The following is a 24,128-nucleotide window of genomic DNA, read 5'->3' on the forward strand; positions in this document are numbered from 1 at the left end:
GGATCAAACTCTCCATAAAAATATGAAAAACAATCCCAGCCGAAATCAAAGAAAAAGACAAGAGACAAACCAAAAATGGTCATCAAATGTCATTACATCCTTGCTTCAACCAGAAACAAAAAACATTCTGGCATCACAAAAACAAACAAACACGCTATTGAGTTCTCAAAGAACAGACGCCATCCGCAACTACCAAAGCCGTTTTCGCTTTGTTCACCGCGGCGCGATCGGTTATTAACTTTAGACTCACACTTCCGTGCTTTGCAAATCGCTTTTCCGTGATCTGCGCCACACGTTTCTTCGCTCTGGATCCGCCGTGAACGACGGTCGTCGTGAAGTTTCAGTGTCAGCTGTTCTCGACTGCCGTTCCAGTGGTAGCGAGGCATCCAGCGGTTCGTATGCGACCGGGATGGCCTGCTCTCTTCGGTGTTTCCGTCGAGCAACAGGTACTAACTTACACAGGGCCTCCAGCGCTTTGCAACTCGAGAGGGCTGTGTTCTGGCTCACCGCTGATTTTAAGCCGCAGAACGGGCCTCAGTGGTGCCTGAGGGGCTCTTTCGGCGGGTGCTGAGGAACAGCACGACGGCACCCAATCCGATGACAATCCAGCCGGAGATGCCGAGCGGGTTCGCGATGATCGGTTTCTCCCACGTCCCGCCGGCGGCCACGAGGATGCTGATGCCTGCCACGGCGTTGAACCCGCCATGACCGATAGCAGCCGGCCAGATCGAACCGGATGTCTCGCGCAGCCAGACGAAGACTGCTCCAACGCAGATGCAGCCGATCATCATGATCGGGATCGAGATCGGCGAACGGGTCTCGAAGTTGTGGCCGAGCAGCAGCACCGGTGCATGCCACGCACCCCAGATCGCACCCGAGACGACGATCATCGCTACAGTCCCCAGGCCTCGGCGACGGAGAGCTGCCGTGAGATATCCGCGCCAGCCGAGCTCCTCCCCCAGCCCGAGCACGCCATTGGGGACGAAAGCAGCGATGACGACCTGCACGATCTGCAGCAGCACGAAGAGCACCATCGGCATCGCCATGCCGGATGCCTCGAGCTGCTCGCGGGCGGCGGTCATCTGCCAGTCCGGTTCGAAACCGCCGAGCAGCATCGCAACGAGACCGGCGAGAAGCGTGAGGACGAAGACGATGCCGGTCGCCAGAATGCTGAACAGCAGCACCCGAAGTGCAGGGTGGAGACGGCCGATGCGCCCGGCAGGACTGCCGTCGGGATTGCGCAGAGGTCCGGCGCCAAGGGCAGCGAACGTCTGCCGGAAGGGCACTTTCTCGACTACCCGCATGACGACGAGCGCGCTGATCGCAGGGGTGAACATCATGAGCGACATAAGCAGCACCGGCACAATGGCGGCGATGACGGCCGCACCGGTGGGCGGGTTGTCGGCATCGGCGTTCATGAGCTGGCCGGCAGGGCTGCCGGTGCCGAAGAAGGTGTCGTAGTTCAGCCACAGCGGGAGAACGGACAGCCAGGCGAGACCGTAGGCGAGAAGGCAGAAGATGACGATGCCGTGCCAGGAGCCGAACGCCGGACCTGCCGCAGCGGCACGGGACGGGGATGCAGGATGGGGAGTCGTCACTGATTCTCCTGTTCTCGATCACTGTGTCCCTCAGCACACTATCGCGCTCTGACCATGGCGGGGGTCCCGGCGCATCCAGCTCCCGGACATGCTCTTCCCGCAGATACCCCGGCCTGGTTAGTGTTCTTCTACGCCGGATGTGCGATTCAAAGGAGAACCTATGCACCTGCCGACCACCCGCCTCATCACTGCCGCTGCAGCAGCCCTCGCTCTCGTCCTGACTGGTTGCGGTCAGGGCTCGGATTCCGGTTCAGGTTCCGGTGAGAACGAGATCACTCGCGACCTGACCTTCGCCACCGGCGGCACAGCCGGTGTCTACTATCCACTCGGCAGTGAGTTCAGCCGGCTCTTCGCCGAAGACGTCGACGGCCTCAGCGTTGTCGCCGTGGAGACCGATGGCTCTGTCGACAATCTCGGCCGGATCGCCAAGGGCGAAGCACAGCTCGCGTTCTCTCAGACGAACACCGCCAATGACGCTAGGGATGCCACTGCGGAGTTCAGTGATCTCGACAAGGGCATCGACAACATCGGCTTCATCGGCCAGATCTACCCTGAGGCTGTCCACGTCATCACCCTGGCCGACAGCGGGATCGAGAAGTTCGAAGATCTCAAGGGCAAGCGGATCGCCATCGGCGCACCGGGCTCTGCGAACAAGGCCGTGGCCGGGCTGCTCTTCGAGGCCTACGGAATCGGAGAGGGTGACTACACCCCGTTCGAGGAGAGCTTCGCCGATGCGCGTTCGAAGCTGCAGGACGGTCATGTCGATGCCTCGATCGAGATCATCGGCGTGCCCGCCGCCTCGCTGAGTGAGCTCGACGCCTCTGCCGATGTCCGGCTCATCCCCCTCGATGAGGACAAGGCCAAGGAGATCTCGGCCGACAACCACTACGAGGCCTACACGATCCCCGGCGGTTCGTACGGATTCGCCGACGACGACATCACCACCGTCGCCGTCTTCGCCTCCATCGTTGCCTCGCTCAACCAGGTCAGCGAGGACGACGCCTACGGGATCACGAAGACGATCTACGAACGCGCCGAGGACATCTCGCTGGCGCAGAAGAGGTTCATCAAGCTCGAGGATGCGCTCTTCGGTCGCGGTGATGTGCCGTTGCACCCGGGTGCCAAGCGCTACTACGAAGAACAGGGCGTCGACACCGGCGAGTGAGCCGGCGTGAATGCCGAATAGGGCCGGAGTGCAGATCTGCACTCCGGCCGTGTTCGTCGGTTTGGGTCTGTCAGCGGGTGACGGACAGTGCGCCGAGGGTCTTCTTGCCGCGGCGCAACAGCACGACGCCGTGGCCGCCGGCGTCGAGGACGTCGTCGGTGGTGATCGTCTGCTCACCGTCGCTGACCTTGACGTTGTTGACGTAGGCGCCGCCGTCCTTGATCGCACGGCGCGCCTCGCCCTTGGACTTGACGATGCCCGAGGCGGCGAAGGCGTCAGCGACCGGCATCCCGGCCGAGACCTCAGCGGCCGGCACCTGGGTGCCGGGCAGCTCGGCGGTAGCCGATCCCAGGGTTCCCGGGTCGAGAGCTGCCAGTTCGCCGGAACCGAAGAGCGCCTTGGCGGCGGCGAAGACCTGACGGGTGGTCTGCTCACCGTGGACGAGAGTCGTGACGTCCTCGGCCAGGGCCCGCTGCGCGATCCGCTTGTGCGGGGCGGCTGCGAACTCCTCACCGATCTGCTCGAGCTCCTCAAGAGAGCGGAACGAGAAGACCTTGAGGAACTTCATGACATCCCGGTCATCGGCGTTGAGCCAGAACTGGCTGAACGCGTACGGGCTGGTGAGCTCGGGATCGAGCCAGACGGTGCCCGATTCGGTCTTGCCGAACTTGGTGCCGTCGGCCTTCGTCATGAGCGGGGTGGCCATGGCGTGCACGCTTGTGCGCTCGACGCGGCGGATGAGATCAGCACCGGCGGTGAGGTTGCCCCATTGGTCGGATCCGCCGTGCTGCAGCGTGATGCCGTAGCGGCGGTAGAGCTCGAGGTAGTCGTTGCCCTGCAGGATCTGGTAGGCGAACTCGGCGAAGGAGATTCCGTGTTCGCTCTGCAGGCGGGCGGCGACGGTCTCCTTCGCCAGCATCCGGTTGACCGAGAAGTGCTTGCCGATATCGCGCAGGAAGTCGATCGTCGAGATCTCACCGGTCCAGTCGAGGTTGTTGACCAGCTGGGCCGCGTGCGGGCCGTCGACGTCGAGGAAGCGCTCGATCTGAGCGCGGATCTTCTCCACCCAGCCCTCGACGACATCGCGCTCGTTCAGAGTGCGCTCACCGGACATCCGCGGATCGCCGATGAGGCCGGTGGCCCCGCCGACAAGGGCGTATGGATTGTGGCCGGCCAGCTGCAGCCGCCGGGCGAAGAGCAACTGGACGAGGTTGCCCATGTGCAGGCTGGGCGCGGTCGGATCGAAACCGATATAGAAGCTGACCGGACCTGCGTTGAGCGCCTGCTGCAGCGCCTCCTCATCGGTGGACAGCGCCACCAGGTCGCGGGCCTTCAGCTCACGGAAGATATCAGTCACGATTCACCTTTTCTCATCGGGTCTGCGCGGCGCCGGAATCCGTGGCCGTCACCGCGCTGGTGCCGGGCGGATTCTTCCCGGCAGCACCACAATGCATATCTTACTCAGACGCGCAGGCCAGACGGGGCGGGGTCCGCATCCCGTCCCGGGAACTCCGCCCCGAGCAGTCGCAGCAGCGGTTCGGCTTTGACCGCAGTCTCTTCGAACTCGGCTGCCGGGTCCGACAGGGCGGTGATCGCACCGCCGACTCCGTAGCTGAACCCCTTGGCAGTAATGACAAGCGTGCGGATGACCATCGACAGGTCAACAGCACCCGACAGCGAGAAGTAGCCGAGCGCCCCGGAGTAGATGCCGCGCGGCCCGGATTCCAGGTCGTCGATGATCTCCATCGTCCGCAGCTTCGGCGCCCCGGTCATCGACCCACCGGGGAAGCAGGCGCGCAGGCAGTCCACGACGCTGGCGTCATCGGCCAGCTGGGAGCGCACAGTGCTGACGAGCTGATGGACGGTGGCGTAGCTTTCGACCTCTAAGAACTGCGGAACCTCGGTGCTGCCGGGCACCGCGGTGTGCGCCAGATCGTGGCGGACCAGGTCGACGATCATGAGATTCTCCGCCCGCTCCTTCTCACACGCCTGCAGCTCAGCGCGCAACCGCGCATCAGTCTGCGGGTCCGCTGCCCGCGGCCGGGTGCCCTTGATCGGCTTCGATATCGCCTGCCGGTCAGCGGTGATCGCAAGGAACCGTTCGGGAGAGGTCGAGAGCACCCCGGTCTCCCCGAAGCGCAGCAGCGCGGCACGCGGGCTGCGGCTGGCCGAGCGCAGCCGCCGGTAGGTGTCGACGATCGGCAGTCGGGCCGCACCGGTGATCTCGTTGGTCAGGCAGATCTCGTAGCTCTCCCCCGCCCAGATGTGCTCATGACACCGGTCGATGAGCCGCTCGTATTCGGCCCGGTCGTGGCGCAGCGTCAGCTCGCCGGTCGTTGGTGGAGCGCTGGCTGGTGGCACCGGGTCCGAGGTGGTGAGCGCGCGGGCCGCGGCAGCGAACCAGTCCTCGGTGCTGGCTTCGTGTTCGGGTGTCGTGAGTGCGAGCAGGTGGGCGGTGCCGGTGTGGTGGTCGACGATGAGCGCGCGGTCGGCGAAGATGAGCTGCGCATCCGGCAGCGGTGAAGGGTGGGCGGCACTGGCGCCGCATTCGGCCTTGAGCTCATAGCCGAGGCTGCCGATCCAGCCGAGGGCGAATCCGCAGCCGGTCTCCGGCAGGTCCACGGTGCTGCGGATCGCCTGCATCCCGGCTTCTTCACCGGTCAGCCAGTCGAAGATCCCGGACTCGACCGTCTGCTCCCCTGACCCTCCGAAGACGGTCAGCGTCCCCGCGGTGACATCTGCGGTGACCCGGTGTGCCAACGGCCCGGACGCGTCACCGAGGATGCTGAAGCGCCCATCGGGGTGGGCCGGGTCGCGGCTGTCGAGCCAGAAGGCATACGTGCTGGAGGCGAAGAGACCTGAGAAGACGGCCTCAGGCTGCACGGTCAGAGGATGTGTCTGATGGGCCAGGCGCAGACCAGGCGTCGCGGCGAGCACGCCGGCGACCGGCACACCGGAATCGTGTGTCGCCAGGCCGGTCAATGCCCCGAAAACCGCTGCGCGCTCAGGTGACGGCAAGGGATCCGCAGCGCGATCCGGATCGTGTGCGGGCCGGTGCGTGGCGTTCCAGTCCGAGGCGAGGGAGAGAAAGTTCGCAAGCATCTGCCGGCCGGCGGCGGTGGCGATGGATTCGGGATGGAACTGCACGCTCCAGGCCGGTTTGCTGCGGTGCGCCAAACCCATGATGGTCGCGTCTTCGGCGCGGGCGGTGACGTTCAGGCGCGGGCCCGGGTCGGTGACGGCCAGGGAGTGGTAGCGGACCACCTCGGTGTCGGCGGGCACGCCTGCGAAGAGACCGGTGGACGTGTGCTCGAGCGTTGAGATGCGGCCGTGGCGGGGTTCTGTGGCCGGGCCGATCGCACCATCGTGGGCGAGCGCGAGGGCTTCGTGGCCGAGGCAGACACCGAGCAGCGGGATCGGCACCTCAGCGAGCACCCGAGAGCTGATACCGATGTCGAAGGTGTTCTCCGGGGTGCCGGGACCCGGTGAGATGACGACGGCGTCGTAGCTGGTGAGATCATCGAGCACAGCGGGATCGCTGCGGTGGGAGATGACCGTCGGGGTGGTGCCGGTGAGGGTGGCGATGAGGTCGACGAGGTTGTAGGTGAAGGAGTCGTCGTGGTCGATGATGAGGATCCGGCTCACCGCTCACCTGCCTTCGGGTTCTGTGCCTGCTGGGCCGGTGCGGCCCGCAACTGAAGTAAAGCACATGCCGGTGCGTAGGCGTCGGGACGACGACGCCCGCCGTCTCGCCCGAGGTGTGGGCGAAGCGGCGGGCGATCCGTCGTGGTGCGCTGGGCTCAGCGGGTCGTCGCGGAGGCGAACTCGCGCAGGCGGATGAGTTCCGCCTCGGCGTTGGCCAGCTGCTGGGCGACGGCGCTGCGGGCGGTGCCGCCCTTGGCGCTGCGGGCGTCGATCGAACCGAGGGTGGTGAGCACCTCGCGCATCTCAGGCGTGAAGTGCTCGGAGATCTCGGCGTAGTCGGCATCGGATAGATCCCACAGTTCAACCCCGCGGGCCTCGGCCTTGGCCACTGCTGCCCCGGAGAGCTCGTGGGCGACGCGGAATGGCACGCCCTGGCGGACGAGCCATTCGGCGACGTCGGTGGCCAGTGCGAAGCCGCGCGGAGCAAGATGGGCCATGCGTTCGGTGTTGAACGTCAGCGTCTGCACCATCCCGGCGAAGGCCGGCAGGACGAGAGCCAGGGTGTCGACGGCGTCGAAGACCGGTTCCTTGTCCTCCTGCAGGTCGCGGTTGTAGGCCAGCGGCATCGCCTTGAGGGTGGCGAGCAGGCCGGTGAGGTCACCGATGAGGCGGCCGGCCTTGCCGCGGGCGAGCTCGGCGACGTCGGGGTTCTTCTTCTGCGGCATGATCGACGAGCCGGTCGAGAACGCGTCATCGAGGGTGATGAAGGAGAACTCGGCGGTCGCCCAGGCGATGATCTCTTCGCTCAGCCGCGACAGGTCGATGCCGGTCATCGCCGCCACGAACGTGAACTCAGCGAACACGTCACGGCTGGCGGTGCCGTCGATGGAGTTCTCGACCGAATCGGAGAACCCGAGCTCAGCGGCGACCGCCTGCGGGTCGAGCCCGAGGGAGGATCCGGCGAGGGCGCCGGAGCCGTATGCCGAGGCGTCGGCGCGGGCGACGAGATCGCGCAGCCGGTCGACGTCGCGCATGAGCGGCCAGGCGTGGGCGAGCAGGTGGTGGGCCAGCAGCACGGGCTGGGCGTGCTGCAGGTGGGTGCGCCCGGGCATCGGTGCTTCCGGGTGGGCCTTCGCCTGCGTGATGAGTGCTTCGACGACGTCGAGGACGAAACCGGCGATGATGCGGGCGGAGTCGCGGATGTACATCCGGCCCATCGTCGCGATCTGGTCGTTGCGTGAGCGCCCGGCGCGCAGCTTACCGCCGAGTTCGGGCCCGGCGATCTCCAAAAGCCCGCGTTCGAGTGCGGAGTGGACGTCCTCATCGGATTCGGCTGCGGTGAACTCACCGGAGGTCACGCGGCGTTCGAGCTCGTCGAGGGCGGCGATCATGCCTTGGAGCTCGCTCTCATCGAGCAGTCCGGCCCGGTTGAGCACGCGGGCGTGGGCCCGGGAGCCGGCGAGATCATAGGCGGCCAGCCGCCAGTCGAAGTGCGTCGACTTCGACAGCAGCGCCACGGCATCCGAGGGTCCCGAGGCGAACCGGCCGCCCCACAGGGCCAGCCGCTCAGGCGTCTCGGGACCGGGGGTGGTGTTCTCGCTGCTCACAGCCGGATTCCCTTGCCGAACTTGTGGTCGCGGGCTGCGGCCTGCTTCGAGGAAAGACCATAGATGTCGATGAAGCCGCGGGCCGAGGACTGGTCGAAGGTATCGCCTTCGTCGTAGGTGGCCAGGCCGAAGTCGTACAGCGAGGACTCCGAGCGCCGGCCGGTGACGGTGGCGCGGCCGCCGTGGAGCTCCATGCGGATCTCGCCGTTGACGTACTCCTGGGTGTCGTCGATGAACGCGTCGAGGGAGCCCTTGAGCTCGGAGAACCACTGGCCGTCGTAGACGACCTCGGTCCAGCGCTGGTCGACGGTGCGCTTGAAGCGGGCCTGTTCGCGCTCGAGCGTGATGTTCTCCAGCTCCTTGTGCGCGGCGATGAGGGTCATCGCGCCGGGGGCTTCGTAGATCTCGCGGCTCTTGATGCCCACGAGCCGGTCCTCGACGATGTCGATGCGGCCGATGCCCTGGGCGCCGGCGCGCTGGTTGAGCTCTTCGATCGCCTGCAGCGGGGTGACGTCGCGGCCGTCGATCTTGACCGGGATGCCCTTTTCGAAGGTGATGGTGACCTCGTCGGCCGGCGGCGGGAAGGTCGGGTCGTCGGTGTAGTCGTAGACGTCCTTGGTCGGGCCGTTCCAGATGTCTTCGAGGAAGCCGGTCTCAACGGCGCGGCCCCACACGTTCTGGTCGATGGAGAACGGGTTGGACTTGGTTGTGACGATCGGCAGGTCGTTGCGCTCGGCGTATTCGATGGCCTTCTCGCGGGTGAGCGCGAGGTCGCGGACCGGGGCGATGCACTTCATGTCCGGGGCCAGGGAGGTGATGCCGACTTCGAAGCGGACCTGGTCGTTGCCCTTGCCGGTGCAGCCGTGGGCGACGGTCTTCGCACCGTACTTGCGGGCGGCGGTGACGAGGTGCTTGACGATGACTGGGCGCGAGAGCGCCGAGACGTTCGGGTAGGCGTCCATGTACAGGGTGTTGGCCTTGAGCCCGGGCATGCAGTATTCGTTGGCGAACTCGTCGCGGGCGTCGGCGACATAGGCCTCGACGGCGCCGCAGTCGAGGGCGCGCTGGCGGATCGTCTCCAGGTCCTCGCCTCCTTGGCCGACGTCGACGGCCATGGCCACCACCTCGGCACCGGTCGCCTCCTGGATCCAGCCGATGGCCACCGAGGTGTCGAGGCCGCCTGAGTAGGCGAGCACAATGCGTTCAGTCATGTCGGGACTCCTTTTCGGAAAGGTCGTTACTGTTCAGAATATGGGTTCGGGTCCGCCGGGTGCACGTGTACCCGGCCGGCCCTCAGGTCTGGGTTATGCGTCGCCGGCCAGCTCGTGCAGCTTCTCGGCCAGGGCCTCCCCGCTGGTGGACTCGGCGGCGATGACGAGGACGGTGTCGTCGCCTGCGATCGTGCCGAGCACCTCGGGGATGACGGATCGGTCGAGCGCTGAGGCCAGGTACTGGGCGGCCCCAGGCGGGGTGCGCAGCACGACGAACTGGCCGGAGCTGGTGGCGGTCACGAGCAGCTCTTCGAGCAGTCGCTGCAGCTTCGCATCGAGCAGGTCGGTGGCCTGCGCGGACTGCAGGCTGCGGTCCCCTCCCTCGCCGGGCACCGCGTAGACGGAGCCCTTGGCGGTGCGCACCTTGACCGCGCCGAGATCGACGAGGTCGCGTGACAGGGTCGCCTGGGTGACGGAGAAGCCGCGGCCGGTCAGCAGCCCGGCAAGCTCGGTCTGCGAGCGGATCGTCTCCGTGCGGATGAGCTCGATGATGAGCTGCTGGCGGGCGGCCTTGGTCGTCGGGGTCAGCTGTTCGCTCATGCGCGTGCCTCCAGCCAGGCCATCAGCCCCATCTGGGCGTGCAGCCGGTTCTCGGCCTCGTCGAAGACGACCGACTGCGGCCCGTCGATGACCTCGGCGGTGATCTCCTGGCCGCGGTAGGCCGGCAGGCAGTGCATGACGAGTGCGCCCTCAGCTGCGACATCGAGGAGTGCAGCGTTGACCTGGTAGGGCATGAACGGCGAGTCGGCGCCGTCGCGGCCCTCGGCGTCCTGGCCCATCGACACCCAGGTGTCGGTCACGAGCACATCGGCGCCGGTGGCCGCCGCCTTAGCGTCATCGGTGATCTCGATCGACCCGCCGGTCTCAGCGGCCAGCGCGGTGGCGCGTTCGACGATCGCGGCGGCCGGCTGATGGCTGTCCGGTGCTGCGATGCGCACGTGCATGCCGGCGTTGGCGCCGGCGAGCAGGTAGGAGTTGGCCATGTTGTTCGCCCCATCGCCGAAATAGGCAAGCGTCGTGCCGGCCAGTCCCCCGGGTGCCTCGGTGGGTCGGTGTTCGCGGATGGTGAGCAGGTCGGCGAGCAGCTGGCACGGGTGGTAGTCATCGGACAGGGCGTTGATGACCGGCACTGAGGAGGTCGCGGCCATCTCTTCGAGACCGGCTTGCGCGTAGGTGCGCCAGACGATCATCGAGACCATCCGCGACATCACCTGGGCGGTGTCGGCGATCGACTCCTTGTGCCCGAGCTGCGCCTCGCCGGGGTTGATGATGAGCGGGCTGCCGCCGAGTGCGGCGATGCCTGCGGCGAACGACACGCGGGTGCGGGTGGAGGTCTTGTCGAAGATGACCGCCACGGTCTTGCGAGCCGCGCCCGAGGCGGCGGTTCCCGGGCCTGCGAAGGGCACCTGGGTGCCGGGATCGGCTTTGAGTTCGGCTCCCAGGTCGAGGACCTCGAGCAGTTCGGTGGGGCTGAGGTCGGTGTCGGTGAGGAAGTGTCGGGTCATGACTGTGCCTTCACGGTCTCGGCGATGAGTGCTGGCAGGGCGTCGAGGAAGTCCTGCAGCTGTGCGGGGGTGATGATGAGCGGGGGTGCCAGGCGGATCCGGTCGGGGGTGACCGGGTTGATGATGAAACCGGCCTCCTGCGCGGCTGCCGCAAGTGCTCCGGCGACCGGTAACTCGCCGGCGTCTGCCTGCTGCGGGTCGGTGATGGCGAAGGAGCGCAGCAGCCCTGCCCCGCGCGCCCCGGTGACACCGGGGACTGCAGTGAGCTGTTCGGCCAGCCAGTCGCCGGTCTCGCGGACATGGGCGAGAAGGCCGTCTGTCTCGATGGTGTCGAGCACGGCGAGTGCGGCGGCGGCGCTGACGGGGTTGCCCCCGAAGGTGGTGCCGTGCTGGCCGGCACCGAGCAGTGCGCTGACCTTCTCACCGATGGTGATGAGCCCGCCGATCGGGATGCCGCCGGCCAGTCCCTTGGCCACGGTGATCGCATCGGGCATGATGCCCTCGCCGATCTCCGGGTGCTGGAAAGCGAACCAGTGGCCGGTGCGGCCGATGCCGGTCTGCACCTCATCGAGAATCATGAGCGCCCCGGCAGCGCTCGTCGCCTCGCGCACCGCTGTGAGATAACCGTCCGGGTGCAGGCGCACGCCGCGCTCCCCCTGGATCGGTTCGATGATGACCGCGGCGACCGTCTCATCGACCGCGGCTCGCAGTGCCTCGATGTCGCCGAAGGGCACATGGGCGACCTCCGGCATGAGTGGGGCGAAGGGCGCGCGGTAGACTTCCTTGGCCGTCAGCGACAGGGCGCCGACGGTCCGGCCGTGGAAGGCCCCGTCGACGGCGATGATCTTCGACCGGCCCGGGCTGCCGGCATCAGGCGCGCCCACCCGGCGGGCCAGTTTGATGGCCGCTTCATTGGCTTCGGTGCCGGAGTTGGCGAAGAACACACGGGAGCCTGCCGGTGCTCCGGCGATCTCCAGCAGCTTCGACGCCAGGTTCAGCTGGGGGTCGGTGGTGAAGAAGTTCGAGACGTGGTCGATCGTCGACAGCTGGCCGGTCACCGCCTCGGTGATGGCCGGGTGGCCGTGGCCAAGCGTGTTGACGGCGATGCCGCCGAGCAGGTCGAGGTAGTCCTTGCCTGCATCGTCGGTGACGGTGCAGCCGTGGGCTGCGACGAGCTTGGCCTTCGGGGTGCCGAAGACCGGCAGCATCGTCTGGGCGTAGCCGTCCTGCCAGCTCATGCCTGTCCTCCCGTCGTGTGGTCGTCGTGGACCATGGTGCCGATGCCTTCGGTGGTGAAGACCTCCAGCAGCAGCGAGTGGGCCATCCGGCCGTCGATGATGTGTGCCTGCCGCACGCCGGCTTCGACTGCTTCGAGCGCTGCGGTCATCTTCGGGATCATCCCGGAGTCCAGGCGCGGCAGCAGCTCGCGCAGCTCGGCCGGGGTGATCGCTGAGAGCAGTGAGTCCTTGTCCGGCCAGTCGGCGTAGAGGCCGGGCACATCGGTGAGCATGACGAGTTTGTCGGCACCGATCTGCCGGGCGATCGCGGCGGCAGCGAGGTCGGCGTTGATGTTGAGCGGCTTGTTGACGGCTCCGCCTGCTTCGGCGGCGATCGAGCAGATGACCGGGATGCGGCCGGCGGCCAGCAGCTCGTTGATGAGCTCGGTGTTGACCGAGACGATCTCGCCGACCCGGCCGAGGTCGATCTCCTCACCGTCGACGGTGGCGGTTGTGCGCTTGGCCAGCAGCAGGTCGCCGTCCTCGCCGGAGAGACCGACGGCGGCGTCGCCGTTCTGGTTGATGCGGGCGACGACTTCGCGGTTGACCTGCCCGGAGAGCACCATACGCACGACCTCGGCGGCCTCTTCGCTGGTGACGCGCTGGCCGGCGCGGAATTCGCTTTCGATGCCGAGACGATCGAGCATCCGGGAGATGTGCGGGCCGCCGCCGTGGACGACGATCGGGCGCAGGCCGGCAAACCGCAGGAAGGCGATGTCGTCGGCGAAGGACTGCTGCAGCTCCGGGGAGACCATGGCGTTGCCGCCGTACTTGATGACGATGGTCGCGCCCTTGAAGGTCTTGATCCACGGCAGCGCCTCGGTCAGGGTCTCGGCTTTGGCCTGAGCCTGGACGAGCCGGTGGGCAGAGGATGTCTCGGTCATGATGAGTAGGCGCTGTTCTCTTCGACGTAGTCATGGGTCAGGTCCGAGGTCCACACGCTGGCTTCGAAGTTGCCTGCGTGCAGGTCGATCTCGACGACGACGCGGCGGTCGAAGAGCACCTCGGCGGGGTCGGCGGCCGGGGCGGAGCCGACGCAGACGGGCACGCCGTTGAAGGTCACGTCGATGGCCTGCGGGTCGAACTCGGCATCGGTGGTGCCGACCTGGGCGACGACGCGGCCCCAGTTGGGGTCCTCGCCGAACACGGCGGCCTTGAAGAGGTTCGAACGGGCGACTGCGCGGGAGACGTCGACGGCCTGCTGTTCGGAGAACGCTCCGCGGGTGGTGATGGTGATGTCGTGGCCGGCGCCCTCTGCGTCCGTGTGCAGCTGGGCGGTGAGCTCGCCGCACACCTCGGTGAGCAGGCGGGTGAATTCGACGAGGTCGGCCTGGTGCTCGGAGGCTCCCGAGCTCATGACGATGACGGTGTCGTTGGTCGACATGCAGCCGTCGGTGTCGAGCCGGTCGAAGGTCTTCTGGGTCGCCGCCCGCAGGGCGATGTCGAGGTCGCCCGATTCGACGACGGCATCGGTGGTGATGACGACGAGCATCGTCGCCAGTCCCGGTGCGAGCATGCCCGCACCCTTGGCCATGCCGCCGATGCGGTAGGCGGTGCCCTCGCGGGTGGCGGTCTTGGCCACGGTGTCGGTCGTCATGATCGCCTCGGCTGCTGCGGCACCTGCCTCCGGGGTCTCGGCAGCAGCCTCAAGGGCAGCGGGGAGGGTGTCGAGGATCGGTTCGCGGAACTCCGGTCCACCGACGCCGATGAGCCCAGTCGAGCACACGAGCACGTCGCTGGCATCGGTGCCGAGCAGTTCGGCGGTGCGGGTGGCGGTGAGTTCGGTGGTCTCGTAGCCGTAGTCGCCGGTGTAGCAGTTCGCACCACCGGAATTCAGCACGACCGCGCGTGCGGTGCCGTCGGCGGAGGCCTGCTGGCTCCACAGCACCGGGTTGGCCTTGCAGCGGTTGGCGGTGTAGACGGCAGCAACCGCATCGGCAGGGCCGTCGTTGACAACGACGGCGAGGTCGGTCTTGCCGCTGGGCTTGAGTCCGGCGGTGGTGCCTGAGGCGCGGAAGCCGCGCGGGTAGGTCACGCTCATGATGCGACTCCATTCGGCTGACGAGTCGGCGGTGGCAACGGCCACCGCCCTTCAATATGCATAACAATACATCAGAAGTGAACTTTATTCATCCCCTGCGATGTCATGGTGAGGGAAGTCACGACCGCCTGGCCGGGCGTCCACCCTCAGGGAGCCAGTCCCCCGGTCGGCAGCCCGGTCGCCTCAGGCAAGCCGAGGGCGAGGTGGGCCGACTGCAGCGCCTGGCCGGCGGTGCCGCGCACGAGGTTGTCGAGGGCGACGACGGTGACGATCCGGCCGGCACGCTCGTCGATGCCGAACTGGAGGTGGGCGGTATTCGACCCGGTCGCCGCCGACAGCTGCGGCCAGGTGCCTTCGGCGAGCATGTGCACAAAGGGCTCATCGGCGTACGCGGCGGCATACACCTCGGCGACGGCCTCGCGGGTCAGCCGCGCACCACCGGCCGGAACGGCTGAGAGGGTGGCGAGGATGCCGCGGCTGACGGGAATGAGGGTGGGGGTGAAGGAGATGCGCACCGGCCCCTCTGCGGGATCGGCGCCGAGGGCGAGGTTGAGGTTCTGCTCGATCTCGGGCACATGCCGATGAGTGCCGGCAACGCCGTAGGGTGAGGCGTTGCCGAGGATCTCGGCTGCCGTCAGGTGGGGTTTGAGTGCCTTGCCGGCTCCGGAGACGCCGTTGGCCAGCACGGCATTCAGCCCGGTCGGCTCGATGAGCCCGGCCTGCAGCAGCGGGCCGAGGCCAAGCGTCACCGCGGTGACGTTGCAGCCGGGCACTGCAATGCGGCGGGTGCTGCGCAACTGCTCGCGCTGTTTGGTGCCGTCGGCCAGCAGCATCTCGGGCAGCCCGTAGGTCCAGGTGCCCGGATGATCGCTGCCGTAGAAGGCCTCCCAGGCGGCTGGGCTGATGAGGCGGTGGTCGGCGGCGAGGTCGATGATGAGGGTCTCACGTGAGGTCTCGGCGAGTGCGGCTGCGATCTCGCCCGAGGCGCCGTGCGGCAGGGCGAGGACGACGACGTCGTGGCCGGCGAGCACTTCGGCGGTCGAGGGCTTGACGATCATGTCGCCGTAGGCGAGCAGATGGGGTTGGTGGACCGCCAGCCGGTCACCGACGCTCGAATGGCCGCAGGCCGTTGTAACGTGAAGTTCCGGGTGACTGCTCAGCAGCCTGAGGACCTCACCGCCGGCGTAGCCGGTGGCGCCTGAGACTGCGACTGACATTCGCGACATATGCATAATCATACCGCATCATCGAACTTTATTCAGGAGGGGTTGTGGCCCACGTTGTACAGGCGATCGAAGCCGGCGGACCGGAGGTGCTGCGCTATACCGAGATCGACGACCCGCAGGCAGGTCCCGGCGAGCTCCTCGTCGAGGTCGCCGCTGCAGGCATCAACTTCATCGACACCTACCGGCGCAGCGGCCTGTATCCGATGGAGTTCCCGCACATCGTCGGCAGCGAAGGCGCCGGACGCGTCATCGCTGTTGCCGATGATGTCACCGGATTCTCAGTCGGCGACCGGGTCGCCTGGCACAACGCGCCCGGCTCCTATGCCACCCGTGTCGCCGTTCCGGCTGACGGCGTGCTGCGGGTGCCCGAAGGTGTGTCCGATGAGGTCGCTGCCGCGATCCCGCTCCAGGGCCTGACCGCCCAGTACCTGGCGACGGGTTCGCACCGCCTCGAGCCGGGCCAGACCGCACTCATCCACGCCGGTGCCGGCGGAGTCGGACTGCTGCTCACCCAGCTGGCCAAGCACCTCGGCGCCCGTGTCATCACAACGGTCTCCACTGAGGAGAAGGCCGAGCTGTCCCGCGGTGCCGGCGCTGATGAGGTGTTCCTCTACGGTGAGGGCATCGACATCGCCGCCACCGTCCGCGAGCTCACCGACGGTGAGGGTGTCGATGTCGCCTATGACGGAGTCGGCAGGGACACCTTCGACGCATCGCTGGCCTCGCTCAAGGTGCGCGGTTCGCTCGTGCTCTTCGGCGCCGCCTCCGGGCCGGTCGAGCCCTTCGACATCCAACGGCTCAACTCCTCCGGCGGGCAGTTCCTCTCCCGCCCCTCACTGCAGTGGTTCGTCCGCAGCCCCGAGGAACTGGCCGAGCGTTCGGGCATGCTCTTCGACGGGCTCTCGACCGGCTGGCTCGACTTCCGCGTCGGCCACGAGTTCCCGCTCGCGGAGGCTGCCGAGGCGCATCGTGCGCTCGAGGGCCGCAAGACAACCGGCAAAGTCATCCTCAAGCCCTGATCCCGGCACTGTTCTTCCCGGCGGCGCGTACGCACGAGGTGCCGTCGGGAAGGGCGTCGATGATCACCTCGATCACGGTTTTCGGCTCCCGCCGCAAGATCGTGCGCTGTCCGGAGACGTTCAACCCGTCAACAGGCTGATGAGCCTGGCCTCGAACCGGGGTCGCGCTACTTGAATCTTCTCGTCGCCAGCGCCGGCGCCAACACCACTGCGGCGAGCACGAAGCCGCCGAGCAGCACCCACGCGCCGAAGTAGGTGAACAGCTTGAGATCCGGTGCCAGCGGCGGGCCGAAGTCAGCAGACATCATGACGACGCCTCCGAGGATGAGGGCGGTGGCGATGATGACCTGAACCAGCTGATCGACCGTCGTGCGCACGAGGTTCTTAATGAGGTCGATGTTGAGGCCGCTGGTGCCGATGTCGAGGGTGCCGTCCTCCAGGTGCTGGGCGATCCGGCTGATCTGGGCCGGCAGCGAGGCGAGCATCGGGGCGTTCGCGGTGAAATACAGGTCGGCATGGCCGAGGCTGTCGCGGAAGCTCACTGCCCCGCGCATGAGCGTGTCGCTGTGAGCGCGCACCAGATCGAGCAGGTCGATCGTCGGGTCGAGCTTCTTGAGGCTGCCCTCCAGCGTGGAGATCGCCCGGAATGCATCAGCAACGGCGGCTGGCAGTTCGAAGCCGTTGTCGACGACGAAGGACAGCAGTTCGGAGAACATCGCCGATGAGCTTCCGGAACCACCGTCGAACTGCAGCATGATCTGGCCGATCTCGCGCTGCAGCAGCCGGATGTCAACACCGACGGGGGCCCCGAACAGGTCGAGGATCGCGGTGGTGGCGGCCTGCGAGTTCTGCCGTTCGAAGGCCATGAGCAGCAGGGCGATGTCGCGGCGGTCGCGCATGTCGAGGCGGCCGACGTTGCCGAAGTCGATGAGCCCGAGGCGTCCGGCCGGGTCGATGAGGATGTTGCCGGCGTGCAGGTCGGCGTGGAAGACGCCCTTATGCAGCACCTGGCGGGCGACGGTCATGAAGAGCTGGTCGGCTGCCTCACGGCGGGCGATCATCGACAGCTTCTCCACCAGGTCGCCTGCCTTGGACAGCGGGATGCCGTCGACGCGTTCGAGGACGATGACGCGTTCGCTGCTGAGTTCGGGGTACACGCGCGGGACGTCGACGAGCGGCTGTCCGTCGGGGCCGTGCGGCCAGCCCTTGCCGTGGTGCTGGGCGGCCTCACGCAGCAGCTGGGTGTTGCGCACCTCGGTGCCGTAGTCGAGCTCTTCATTGAGCGATTCGATGAAGCCGCGCGCGATCGAGCGCACGCCGATCTTCTTTGCCCACCCTGTCCGGTTGTGGGCCTGGTCGGCCAACGCGCGGATGATGTCGGAATCAGCGCGGACCTGTTTGCGCAGGTGCGGGCGCTGGACCTTGACGACGACCGGGGTGCCGTCGGGCAGCTTGGCCGCGTGGACCTGGGCGACCGAGGCGGCAGCCAGCGGGGTTTCATCGAAGGAGGAGAACACCTCGTCGACGGGCCTGCCGAAGGAGCGCTCGAGCACTGGGCGGATCTGGTCGAAGTCGACCGGCGGCACATCGGACTGCAGCTTGGAGAACTCCTCGACGAACTCCTGGGGCACGACATCGGAGCGGGTGGCGATGAACTGGCCGAGCTTGACGAAGGTGACACCTGCGGCGGCGAACGCCTCGGCGGTGGTGCGCGCGATCTCGCGCATGGAGACCTTCAGGGTCGGGATTCGCGGGCGCAGGTAGCGGGCGAGTCCGTAGCGCAGCAGGATGCGCTGGATCTGGGACACGCGGCTGACCCGCCGGTAGAGCACCGGCAGGCGCACGATCTGGCGCATGACCGAGGAGAAGGTGCCGGTCGGCAGCACGAGTTCGATGGCCAGCAGCAGGAACATTTGGATGACGATGAGCCAGGCGAAGATGAGCAGGAAGACCATGACGGCCGGGAAGCTCATCTCGATCCACGGGATCTGCCCGCCCTGGGAGATGCCGAGCAGCTCGTAGCCCTGCAGGGTGATCGGCCACAGCGACATGCCCATGACGAGCGAGACGATCGTGTTGCGCAGCGTCCCGGTGCCGACGGTGATCGTCCGGCGCACGAGCACGCCGACGATGACGGCATTGAGCAGACCGAGGAGGATCGAGTAGAGCACGTTCATGTTCGTCTGCCTTCCCCGTGTCGGCCCAGCTTCAGCGGATCTCCATCTCCGTGATCAGCTTACGGGCTTGTGATCCGGCTGCGGGGATCTGCTGGCTGAGCGTTTCTGCAGTGTCGTGACCTGCGCGGATGTAGCGGCCGGTCCACCCGTCGAGCTCACCGGAGGCTGCTGCGAGCGCCAGCGCGGCGAGCTCGGCAGGCGAGGTCCAATCATCGTCGGTGCGCCAGTCGTGCATCGGCATCGAGGCGGTCATGTCCGAGCGGATGACGCCGGGTGCCAGTTCGAAGATCTTCAACCCCTTCTCGTCGCCGAAGTGGACGACGGAGTCGGCGATCCGGAACAGCGCAGCCTTCGATGCTGAGTAGGCGCCGTAGGCCGGGGTGCCCTGCGCGCCGGATCCGGAGTTGAGGTCGATGATGCGGCCCGGCTGCCCGGTCGCCTCGGCCGTGGCGATGAGGACCGGGGCGAAGGCGTTGATCATGAGCAGTGGCCCGATGACATTGGTGCCGATGACCCCGACGAGGGAGGCCGGGTCGGCTTCCCACAGCGGTCCTTCGCTCGATTCGACCCGTCCGGCGTTGTTGATGAGCACCCCGAGACGCGCTCCAGTGGCCTGGGCATGTGCCTCGATGTCACCGCGCAGCGCGGCAACGGAGTCCGGCTGGGAGACGTCGACGCCGAATCCGGTGACCGTGCCCGAGGTCTCGGCGGCGATCTCAGCGGCAGCCGCCTGGGCACGGTCGGCGTCGGTGGCGGTGATCACCACCGGGTAGCCGGCTTCAGCGAACCCGGTTGCCAGGATCCGGCCGATGCCGCGTGATCCCCCGGTGATGAGGGTCAGCGGGCGGGTGGTCTCAACAGTCATCTCAGCTCCTCACCTCGGCGCCGAAGCGCTCGGCGGCCACGGCGGTGGCGGCCTCGCGCAGCGCGGAGGCCTCGTCGGCGGTCATCGTGCGGTCCGGGGCGCGGAAGGTCAGCCGGAAGGCCAGCGACTTCTTGCCCTCGGGCACCTGGTCGCCTGCGTAGAGGTCGAAGAGCTCGACGTTCTCCAGTTCGGTTCCCGCACCTTCGCGCAGCGCGTCGGCCACCGCCGAAGCAGGGGTCGACTCGTCGACGAGCAGGGCGACGTCCTGCCGGGAGACCGGATAGGTCGAGAGCACCCCGGCCCAGGCGCGGGTGTCGGACTGGGTCAGCAGCGCATCGAGGCTGACCTCGAAGGCGACCGTGCGGGCGGGCAGGTCGAGGGTCTCGCAGACCTTCGGGTGCAGCTCCCCGGCGTGGCCGAAGTGGGTACCATCGGCGAAGTCGAAGCGTGCGCAGCGTCCCGGATGGTACGGGGCGATCTGGTCAGCGGTCACGGTGAGCTCGAGTCCACACGAGGCGGCGATCCGGTGCACCGTGTCGATGACATCGGAAACATCGGCCTTCCGGCCGGCGCCGAGCACTCCGGGGGGTTCGACGTAGCCTGCCATGACGCCGGCGAAATGGTACGGCTGGGCCGGCACCGAGGCGAAGATCGCCTCAAGCTCGTCCTCGCTCGGGTGGTAGCCCGGGGCATAAGACTCGACTGCTGAGAGCTCGGTCCTCTGCGGCTGGGTCACGAGCCCGGCTTCGAAGATCGCAATGTCCTTGAAACCGCGGCCGAGGTTGCGGGCGGCGGCATCGACAAGGGTGGCGAGCAGGTGGGTGCGCATGAGCGGCTGGTCCTCGGCCATCGGGTTGGCCAGCCGGATGTTGGCACGGCGCGCATCGCCTTCCGGGATCCGCAGGGCGTCACTGCGGGCATCCGAGGTGAACGGGTAGGTCAGCACCTCGGAGTAGCCCAGTGCGGTCAGCAGGTTCGAGATACGCCGGCGTGCCGCCTGGGCGGCGTTGAGGCCCTTGCCGCCGGGGGCCACCGGCAGCACCGACGGGATCCGGTCGTAACCGCCGGCCCGGGCGATCTCCTCGACGAGGTCGACATCGTCGGTCAGGTCGGCCCGCCACGTCGGGACAGTGACATCCAGGACCTCGGCCTCAGGGTTGGTGACCTGGCAGCCGACGGCGCCGAGCAGCCGGACGATGTCCGCGCGGCTGTCCTCGGTGCCCAGCCGCCGGTTGGGCAGATCGGCTGCAAGCCTGACGGTGCGGGCCTGCGGGGCGTCCCCGGCGATGGTGACGGCCGGTTCGAGGATGCCGCCGCCGAGTTCGACGAGCAGGTCTGCGCAGCGCTTGGCTGCGACCGGCCCGAGGGCGGGGTCGACGCCGCGTTCGAAGCGGCGGGCGGCCTCGCTCGGCAGCCGGTGTCGGCGGGCGGTGCGGGCGATCGAGATCGGGTCGAAGTGGGCGGCCTCGATGAGGATATTGCGGGTCTCGGGGCCGACTTCGAGCTCGGCCCCGCCCATGACGCCGGCCAGGCCGATGATCCGGTTCTCGCCTGCCACGCCGCCTTCGTCGGTGATGAGGAGGTCCTCGGGATCGAGGGTGCGGGTGACATCGTCGAGGGTGGTGAGCTTCTCCCCTGCCTGCGCGCGGCGCACGACGATCTTCTCACCGAGAGCGTCGCGGTCGTAGGCGTGCAGCGGCTGGCCGAGTTCGAGCATGACGTAGTTGGTGACGTCGACGCTCAGGCTGATCGGGCGCATGCCGGCTTCGGTGAGCCGGCGCTGCATCCAATACGGGGTCTGGGCGCTCGGGTCGATGCCGGTGACCTGCAGGGCAGTGAACCGGTCGCAGCCGGGCACGCCGTGGATCGGTGCGTCATCAGCCAGTTCGACCGGGTATCCGTCATCGGTGGGCTCCGGTGCCGGCTGGTCGGCTGGATCAGTGAAGTCCTGGCCTTTGAGCATCGCGAATTCGCGGGCGATGCCGCGCATCGACAGTTGGTATCCGCGGTCGGGGGTGACGTTGACGTCGAGGGTGACTCGGTCGAGGCCGAGCAGTTCCCGTGCGTCGTCACCGGGTTCGCCGGTCAGCCCGAGCCGGGTGAGGACGATGATGCCCTCGTGGTCCTCGCCGAGGCCGAGCTCCTTCGATGAGCAGATCATGCCGTCGGAGATGTGTCCGTAGGTCTTGCGGGCGCTGATGGCGAAACCGCCGGGCAGCACCGCGCCGGGCAGGGCTGCGACGATGAGGTCGCCGGCTTCGAAGTTGTGGGCACCGCAGATGATGCCGCGCGGTTCGTCCTCGCCGACGTCGACCTGGCACCAGTTGACGGTCTTGCCGTTGGAGTGGGTCTCCTTCTCCAGTTCGAGAACCCGGCCGACGACGAGCGGGCCGGTGACCTCGGGGGCGATGAAGTCCTCTTCCTCCAGGCCGATGCTGGCCAGTTCGGCAGCGAGCACCCGCGGGTTGTCGACGACGGAGAGGTCGACGTAGTCGGCGAGCCATTCGAGTGGGACGAGCATCAGGCATTCACTCCAAACCGTGCTGAGAACCGCAGGTCGCCTTCGACCATGTCGTGCATATCGTTGATGCCCTCCTGGAGCATGAGCGTGCGCTCGATGCCCATGCCGAAGGCGAAGCCCTGGTAGACGTCGGGATCGATGCCGGCTGAGCGCAGCACGTTCGGGTGCACCATGCCGCAGCCACCCCATTCGATCCAGCCGGGCCCGCCGACCTTATTGGGGAACCAGAAGTCCATCTCCGCGCTCGGCTCGGTGAACGGGAAGAAGCTCGGCCGCAGGCGGGTACGCGATTCGGGCCCGAACATCGCGCGGGCGAATTCGTCGAGGGTGCCCTTGAGGTGGGCCATCGTGAGGTTCTTGTCGATCGCGATGCCCTCGACCTGGTGGAACACCGGGGTGTGGGTGGCGTCGAGCTCATCAGTGCGGAAGGTCTTGCCCGGGCACACGACGTACAGCGGGGCGCCGCGTTCGAGCAGCGAGCGCGACTGCACCGGGGAGGTGTGGGTGCGCAGCACGAGGCCGGCCTCGGCGGGCTCGACGAAGAAGGTGTCCTGCATCTGGCGGGCCGGGTGGTCGGGGCCGAAATTCAGGGAGTCGAAGTTCAGCCACTCGGATTCGACCTCGGGGCCTTCGGCGACCTCCCAGCCGTGGCCGATGAAGTGGTCGGCGATGCGCTCCTGGATGAGCTGCAGCGGGTGGCGGGCACCGCCTCGGCGGCGGGCCGAGGGCAGGGTGACGTCGATCGCCTCGGCGACGAGCACCTCGGCGTCGCGCTGCTCTTCGAGCGCGGCCAAGCGTGCGTCGTGAGCCTTCTTCACCTGTCCGCGGGACTGGCCGACGAGCTTGCCGGCAGCGGCCTTCTCGGACTTGTCGAGCCTGCCGATCTCCCGGTTCGCCAGCGCCAGCGGCGCTTTGTCGCCCATGTGGGCCAGGCGGGCGGTCTTGAGCTCATCGAGGTTCGAGGCGGAATCGAACGCCGTCAGCGCTGCCTCGACGGCGGCGGAGACGGCGGACTCATCGCGCGGATCGACTGGCGCAGACATCTGCCTTCTTTCTGTTAGCGGACTCTCCATCGCATCCCGCGCATCCTGGCGCAGGAGCAGACCACGAGCCAGTCTAACGAACCGGGCACCGGTGCGTAGCCGCGTCCCACTGGTGTTGCCTGATCGCGCAGGCGTCAGGGATGCAGCGATCCGCCGGTGGTAGTGGACGTTGTGGTTCCGGCTGCCGGCGCCCATGCCGGCTCACAGCAGCTGGCTGCGGGCGGATTCGTAGATGCAGATGCTCGCGGCTGTGGCGAGGTTGAGGCTTTCGGCCTGACCGTAGAGCGGGATCGCGACTGCGGCGTCGCACAGTGCGCGGTCGGCCTCGGGCAGGCCGTGGGCTTCGCTGCCGAAGACCCACAGGGTCGGGCGGCTGAGGTCGAGACCGGTGTCCCAGGGCACGTGCAGGTCGTGTGCCGGCGGGTGGGCATCAGCGGCGAGCACCTGCTGGCCGCGGGCGCGGGCCAGCTCAGTGACCTCGGACAGGCCGACGCCGGTGACGATGGGCAGGTGGAAGATCGATCCGGCAGTCGAGCGGACGACCTTCGGGTTGAACGCGTCGACGCTGTTGGAGGTGATGATGACCCCGTCAGCGCCGGCGGCATCGGCGACCCGGATGACGGTGCCGGCATTGCCGGGATCGCGGACCTGGGAGAGGACGACGAGCAGCTTCGCGTCGGCATTCACCACTGAGGTGAGCTCAGCGGTGCGCTGTTCGCATACGAGCACCACGCCCTGGCTGGCGACCGTGTCGGAGATGAGCGGCAGAAGGTCGGCGGCAATCTGGCGCAGCCGCACCCGTCGCTTGCCCGCCAGTTCGATGAGATCCGGGTTGCGTTCGGCGGACTCAGCGGTCATGAAGGCGTCGACGATCGGGGCATCCCCGGCCAACGCCTCGCGCACGGTCTGGGGTCCTTCGACGAGGAAGTGGCCGGTCTTGTTCCGCCACTGGCGCTTGAGCAGCTTGCCTGCGTCCTTGATCCGCTTGGACTGCGGGGAGGTGAGCACAGGTCCGGTGAGACCGGGATGGACGGGCAGATCGGCAGGCTGCGGGGAGCCGGGGTGCGTGGGGGCCATGGCTCAACCCTACCTGCAGACAGAACTCAGCCCCGGGGGTTTCCCGGGGCTGAGTGGGTGCGGTCTGTCACCGCTGCGGCCTCAGGCGGCC

General features: G+C 67.5%; 19 protein-coding genes. 3 read left to right on the plus strand and 16 right to left on the minus strand.

The annotated features are described in order from the left end of the window. Positions 1–238 (plus strand): hypothetical protein (locus tag B4E96_RS04680; protein ID WP_286956578.1); only part of this gene is annotated, 238 nt, incomplete at its 5' end. 277 nt (positions 239–515) lie between these two features. Here B4E96_RS04680 and B4E96_RS04685 read toward each other — a convergent pair. Next, the gene (locus B4E96_RS04685; RefSeq protein WP_286956579.1) at positions 516–1,598 is read right to left on the minus strand and encodes a CPBP family intramembrane glutamic endopeptidase; all 1,083 of its coding nucleotides are present in this window, start codon (positions 1,596–1,598) and stop codon (positions 516–518) included. Positions 1,599–1,758: 160 nt separating this feature from the next. Here B4E96_RS04685 and B4E96_RS04690 point away from each other — a divergent pair, with 160 nt between their 5' ends. Beyond that, complete coding sequence (locus tag B4E96_RS04690; RefSeq protein WP_286956580.1) at positions 1,759–2,763, plus strand: TAXI family TRAP transporter solute-binding subunit; 1,005 nt, start codon at positions 1,759–1,761, stop codon at positions 2,761–2,763. A 70-nt stretch (positions 2,764–2,833) separates the two neighbouring features. Here B4E96_RS04690 and tyrS read toward each other — a convergent pair whose 3' ends face one another. The 10 genes from tyrS to argC all read right to left on the minus strand — a co-directional run bounded on the left by tyrS (position 2,834) and on the right by argC (position 15,335). Further along, positions 2,834–4,120 carry a tyrosine--tRNA ligase gene (gene tyrS, locus B4E96_RS04695; RefSeq protein WP_286956581.1) on the minus strand — a complete coding sequence of 429 codons (1,287 nt, stop codon included), beginning with the start codon at positions 4,118–4,120 and terminating at the stop codon, positions 2,834–2,836. Between the two features lie 104 nt (positions 4,121–4,224). Continuing rightward, positions 4,225–6,408 carry an aminodeoxychorismate synthase component I gene (gene pabB / locus B4E96_RS04700; protein ID WP_286956582.1) on the minus strand — a complete coding sequence of 728 codons (2,184 nt, stop codon included), beginning with the start codon at positions 6,406–6,408 and terminating at the stop codon, positions 4,225–4,227. Between the two features lie 155 nt (positions 6,409–6,563). Further along, entirely contained in the window at positions 6,564–8,015 is a 1,452-nt protein-coding gene (gene argH, locus B4E96_RS04705) for an argininosuccinate lyase (protein WP_286956584.1), read from the minus strand. Next, entirely contained in the window at positions 8,012–9,226 is a 1,215-nt protein-coding gene (locus tag B4E96_RS04710; RefSeq protein ID WP_102162668.1) for an argininosuccinate synthase, read from the minus strand. Before B4E96_RS04710 ends, argH begins: the two co-directional genes overlap by 4 nt. A 93-nt stretch (positions 9,227–9,319) precedes the next feature. Further along, positions 9,320–9,826, minus strand: coding sequence for an arginine repressor (locus tag B4E96_RS04715; protein ID WP_102162667.1), 507 nt, complete (start codon positions 9,824–9,826; stop codon positions 9,320–9,322). Beyond that, positions 9,823–10,791, minus strand: coding sequence for an ornithine carbamoyltransferase (argF, locus tag B4E96_RS04720; RefSeq protein WP_286956585.1), 969 nt, complete (start codon positions 10,789–10,791; stop codon positions 9,823–9,825). Before argF ends, B4E96_RS04715 begins: the two co-directional genes overlap by 4 nt. Further along, positions 10,788–12,029, minus strand: coding sequence for an acetylornithine transaminase (locus B4E96_RS04725; protein WP_286956586.1), 1,242 nt, complete (start codon positions 12,027–12,029; stop codon positions 10,788–10,790). Before B4E96_RS04725 ends, argF begins: the two co-directional genes overlap by 4 nt. Continuing rightward, complete coding sequence (gene argB / locus B4E96_RS04730; protein ID WP_286956587.1) at positions 12,026–12,952, minus strand: acetylglutamate kinase; 927 nt, start codon at positions 12,950–12,952, stop codon at positions 12,026–12,028. The genes B4E96_RS04725 and argB overlap by 4 nt, the downstream gene beginning before the upstream one ends. Next, a complete protein-coding gene (gene argJ / locus B4E96_RS04735) occupies positions 12,949–14,109 on the minus strand; it encodes a bifunctional glutamate N-acetyltransferase/amino-acid acetyltransferase ArgJ (RefSeq protein ID WP_102162686.1) in 1,161 nt (386 codons plus the stop codon). The genes argB and argJ overlap by 4 nt, the downstream gene beginning before the upstream one ends. 146 nt (positions 14,110–14,255) lie before the next feature. Continuing rightward, positions 14,256–15,335 carry an N-acetyl-gamma-glutamyl-phosphate reductase gene (argC, locus tag B4E96_RS04740; RefSeq protein WP_259828599.1) on the minus strand — a complete coding sequence of 360 codons (1,080 nt, stop codon included), beginning with the start codon at positions 15,333–15,335 and terminating at the stop codon, positions 14,256–14,258. Between the two features lie 44 nt (positions 15,336–15,379). Between argC and B4E96_RS04745 the strand changes: the two genes are divergently transcribed. Further along, positions 15,380–16,354 (plus strand): quinone oxidoreductase family protein, encoded by a 975-nt coding sequence (locus tag B4E96_RS04745; RefSeq protein ID WP_259828600.1) that lies wholly within the window; start codon positions 15,380–15,382, stop codon positions 16,352–16,354. A 167-nt stretch (positions 16,355–16,521) separates the two neighbouring features. Here B4E96_RS04745 and B4E96_RS04750 read toward each other — a convergent pair whose 3' ends face one another. The 5 genes from B4E96_RS04750 to B4E96_RS04770 all read right to left on the minus strand — a co-directional run bounded on the left by B4E96_RS04750 (position 16,522) and on the right by B4E96_RS04770 (position 24,037). Next, the gene (locus B4E96_RS04750) at positions 16,522–18,531 is read right to left on the minus strand and encodes an ABC1 kinase family protein (protein ID WP_286956588.1); all 2,010 of its coding nucleotides are present in this window, start codon (positions 18,529–18,531) and stop codon (positions 16,522–16,524) included. A gap of 31 nt (positions 18,532–18,562) precedes the next feature. Further along, complete coding sequence (locus B4E96_RS04755; RefSeq protein WP_286956589.1) at positions 18,563–19,396, minus strand: SDR family NAD(P)-dependent oxidoreductase; 834 nt, start codon at positions 19,394–19,396, stop codon at positions 18,563–18,565. A gap of 1 nt (position 19,397) precedes the next feature. Continuing rightward, positions 19,398–21,917: a phenylalanine--tRNA ligase subunit beta gene (pheT, locus tag B4E96_RS04760; protein WP_286956590.1), complete on the minus strand. Its 2,520-nt coding sequence runs from the start codon at positions 21,915–21,917 to the stop codon at positions 19,398–19,400. Beyond that, positions 21,917–22,960 (minus strand): phenylalanine--tRNA ligase subunit alpha, encoded by a 1,044-nt coding sequence (pheS, locus tag B4E96_RS04765; protein ID WP_286956591.1) that lies wholly within the window; start codon positions 22,958–22,960, stop codon positions 21,917–21,919. The genes pheT and pheS overlap by 1 nt, the downstream gene beginning before the upstream one ends. Positions 22,961–23,161: 201 nt before the next feature. Continuing rightward, entirely contained in the window at positions 23,162–24,037 is an 876-nt protein-coding gene (locus tag B4E96_RS04770; protein WP_286956592.1) for a TrmH family RNA methyltransferase, read from the minus strand. Positions 24,038–24,128: the final 91 nt, after the last annotated feature.

The organism is Brevibacterium sp. UBA7493 (assembly GCF_002479565.1).
Classification (GTDB): Bacteria; Actinomycetota; Actinomycetes; order Actinomycetales; family Brevibacteriaceae; genus Brevibacterium; species Brevibacterium luteolum.

What these genes read in the sequence shown, in the direction of transcription:
- B4E96_RS04690 (WP_286956580.1), top strand. Translation starts at nt 1,759, where the DNA reads ATGCACCTGCCGACCACCCGCCTCATCACTGCCGCTGCAGCAGCCCTC.
- B4E96_RS04710 (WP_102162668.1), bottom strand. Translation starts at nt 9,226, where the DNA reads ATGACTGAACGCATTGTGCTCGCCTACTCAGGCGGCCTCGACACCTCG.
- B4E96_RS04715 (WP_102162667.1), bottom strand. Translation starts at nt 9,826, where the DNA reads ATGAGCGAACAGCTGACCCCGACGACCAAGGCCGCCCGCCAGCAGCTC.
- argF (WP_286956585.1), bottom strand. Translation starts at nt 10,791, where the DNA reads ATGACCCGACACTTCCTCACCGACACCGACCTCAGCCCCACCGAACTG.
- B4E96_RS04725 (WP_286956586.1), bottom strand. Translation starts at nt 12,029, where the DNA reads ATGAGCTGGCAGGACGGCTACGCCCAGACGATGCTGCCGGTCTTCGGC.
- argB (WP_286956587.1), bottom strand. Translation starts at nt 12,952, where the DNA reads ATGACCGAGACATCCTCTGCCCACCGGCTCGTCCAGGCTCAGGCCAAA.
- argJ (WP_102162686.1), bottom strand. Translation starts at nt 14,109, where the DNA reads ATGAGCGTGACCTACCCGCGCGGCTTCCGCGCCTCAGGCACCACCGCC.
- argC (WP_259828599.1), bottom strand. Translation starts at nt 15,335, where the DNA reads ATGTCGCGAATGTCAGTCGCAGTCTCAGGCGCCACCGGCTACGCCGGC.
- B4E96_RS04750 (WP_286956588.1), bottom strand. Translation starts at nt 18,531, where the DNA reads ATGAACGTGCTCTACTCGATCCTCCTCGGTCTGCTCAATGCCGTCATC.
- B4E96_RS04755 (WP_286956589.1), bottom strand. Translation starts at nt 19,396, where the DNA reads ATGACTGTTGAGACCACCCGCCCGCTGACCCTCATCACCGGGGGATCA.
- pheT (WP_286956590.1), bottom strand. Translation starts at nt 21,917, where the DNA reads ATGCTCGTCCCACTCGAATGGCTCGCCGACTACGTCGACCTCTCCGTC.
- pheS (WP_286956591.1), bottom strand. Translation starts at nt 22,960, where the DNA reads ATGTCTGCGCCAGTCGATCCGCGCGATGAGTCCGCCGTCTCCGCCGCC.
- B4E96_RS04770 (WP_286956592.1), bottom strand. Translation starts at nt 24,037, where the DNA reads ATGGCCCCCACGCACCCCGGCTCCCCGCAGCCTGCCGATCTGCCCGTC.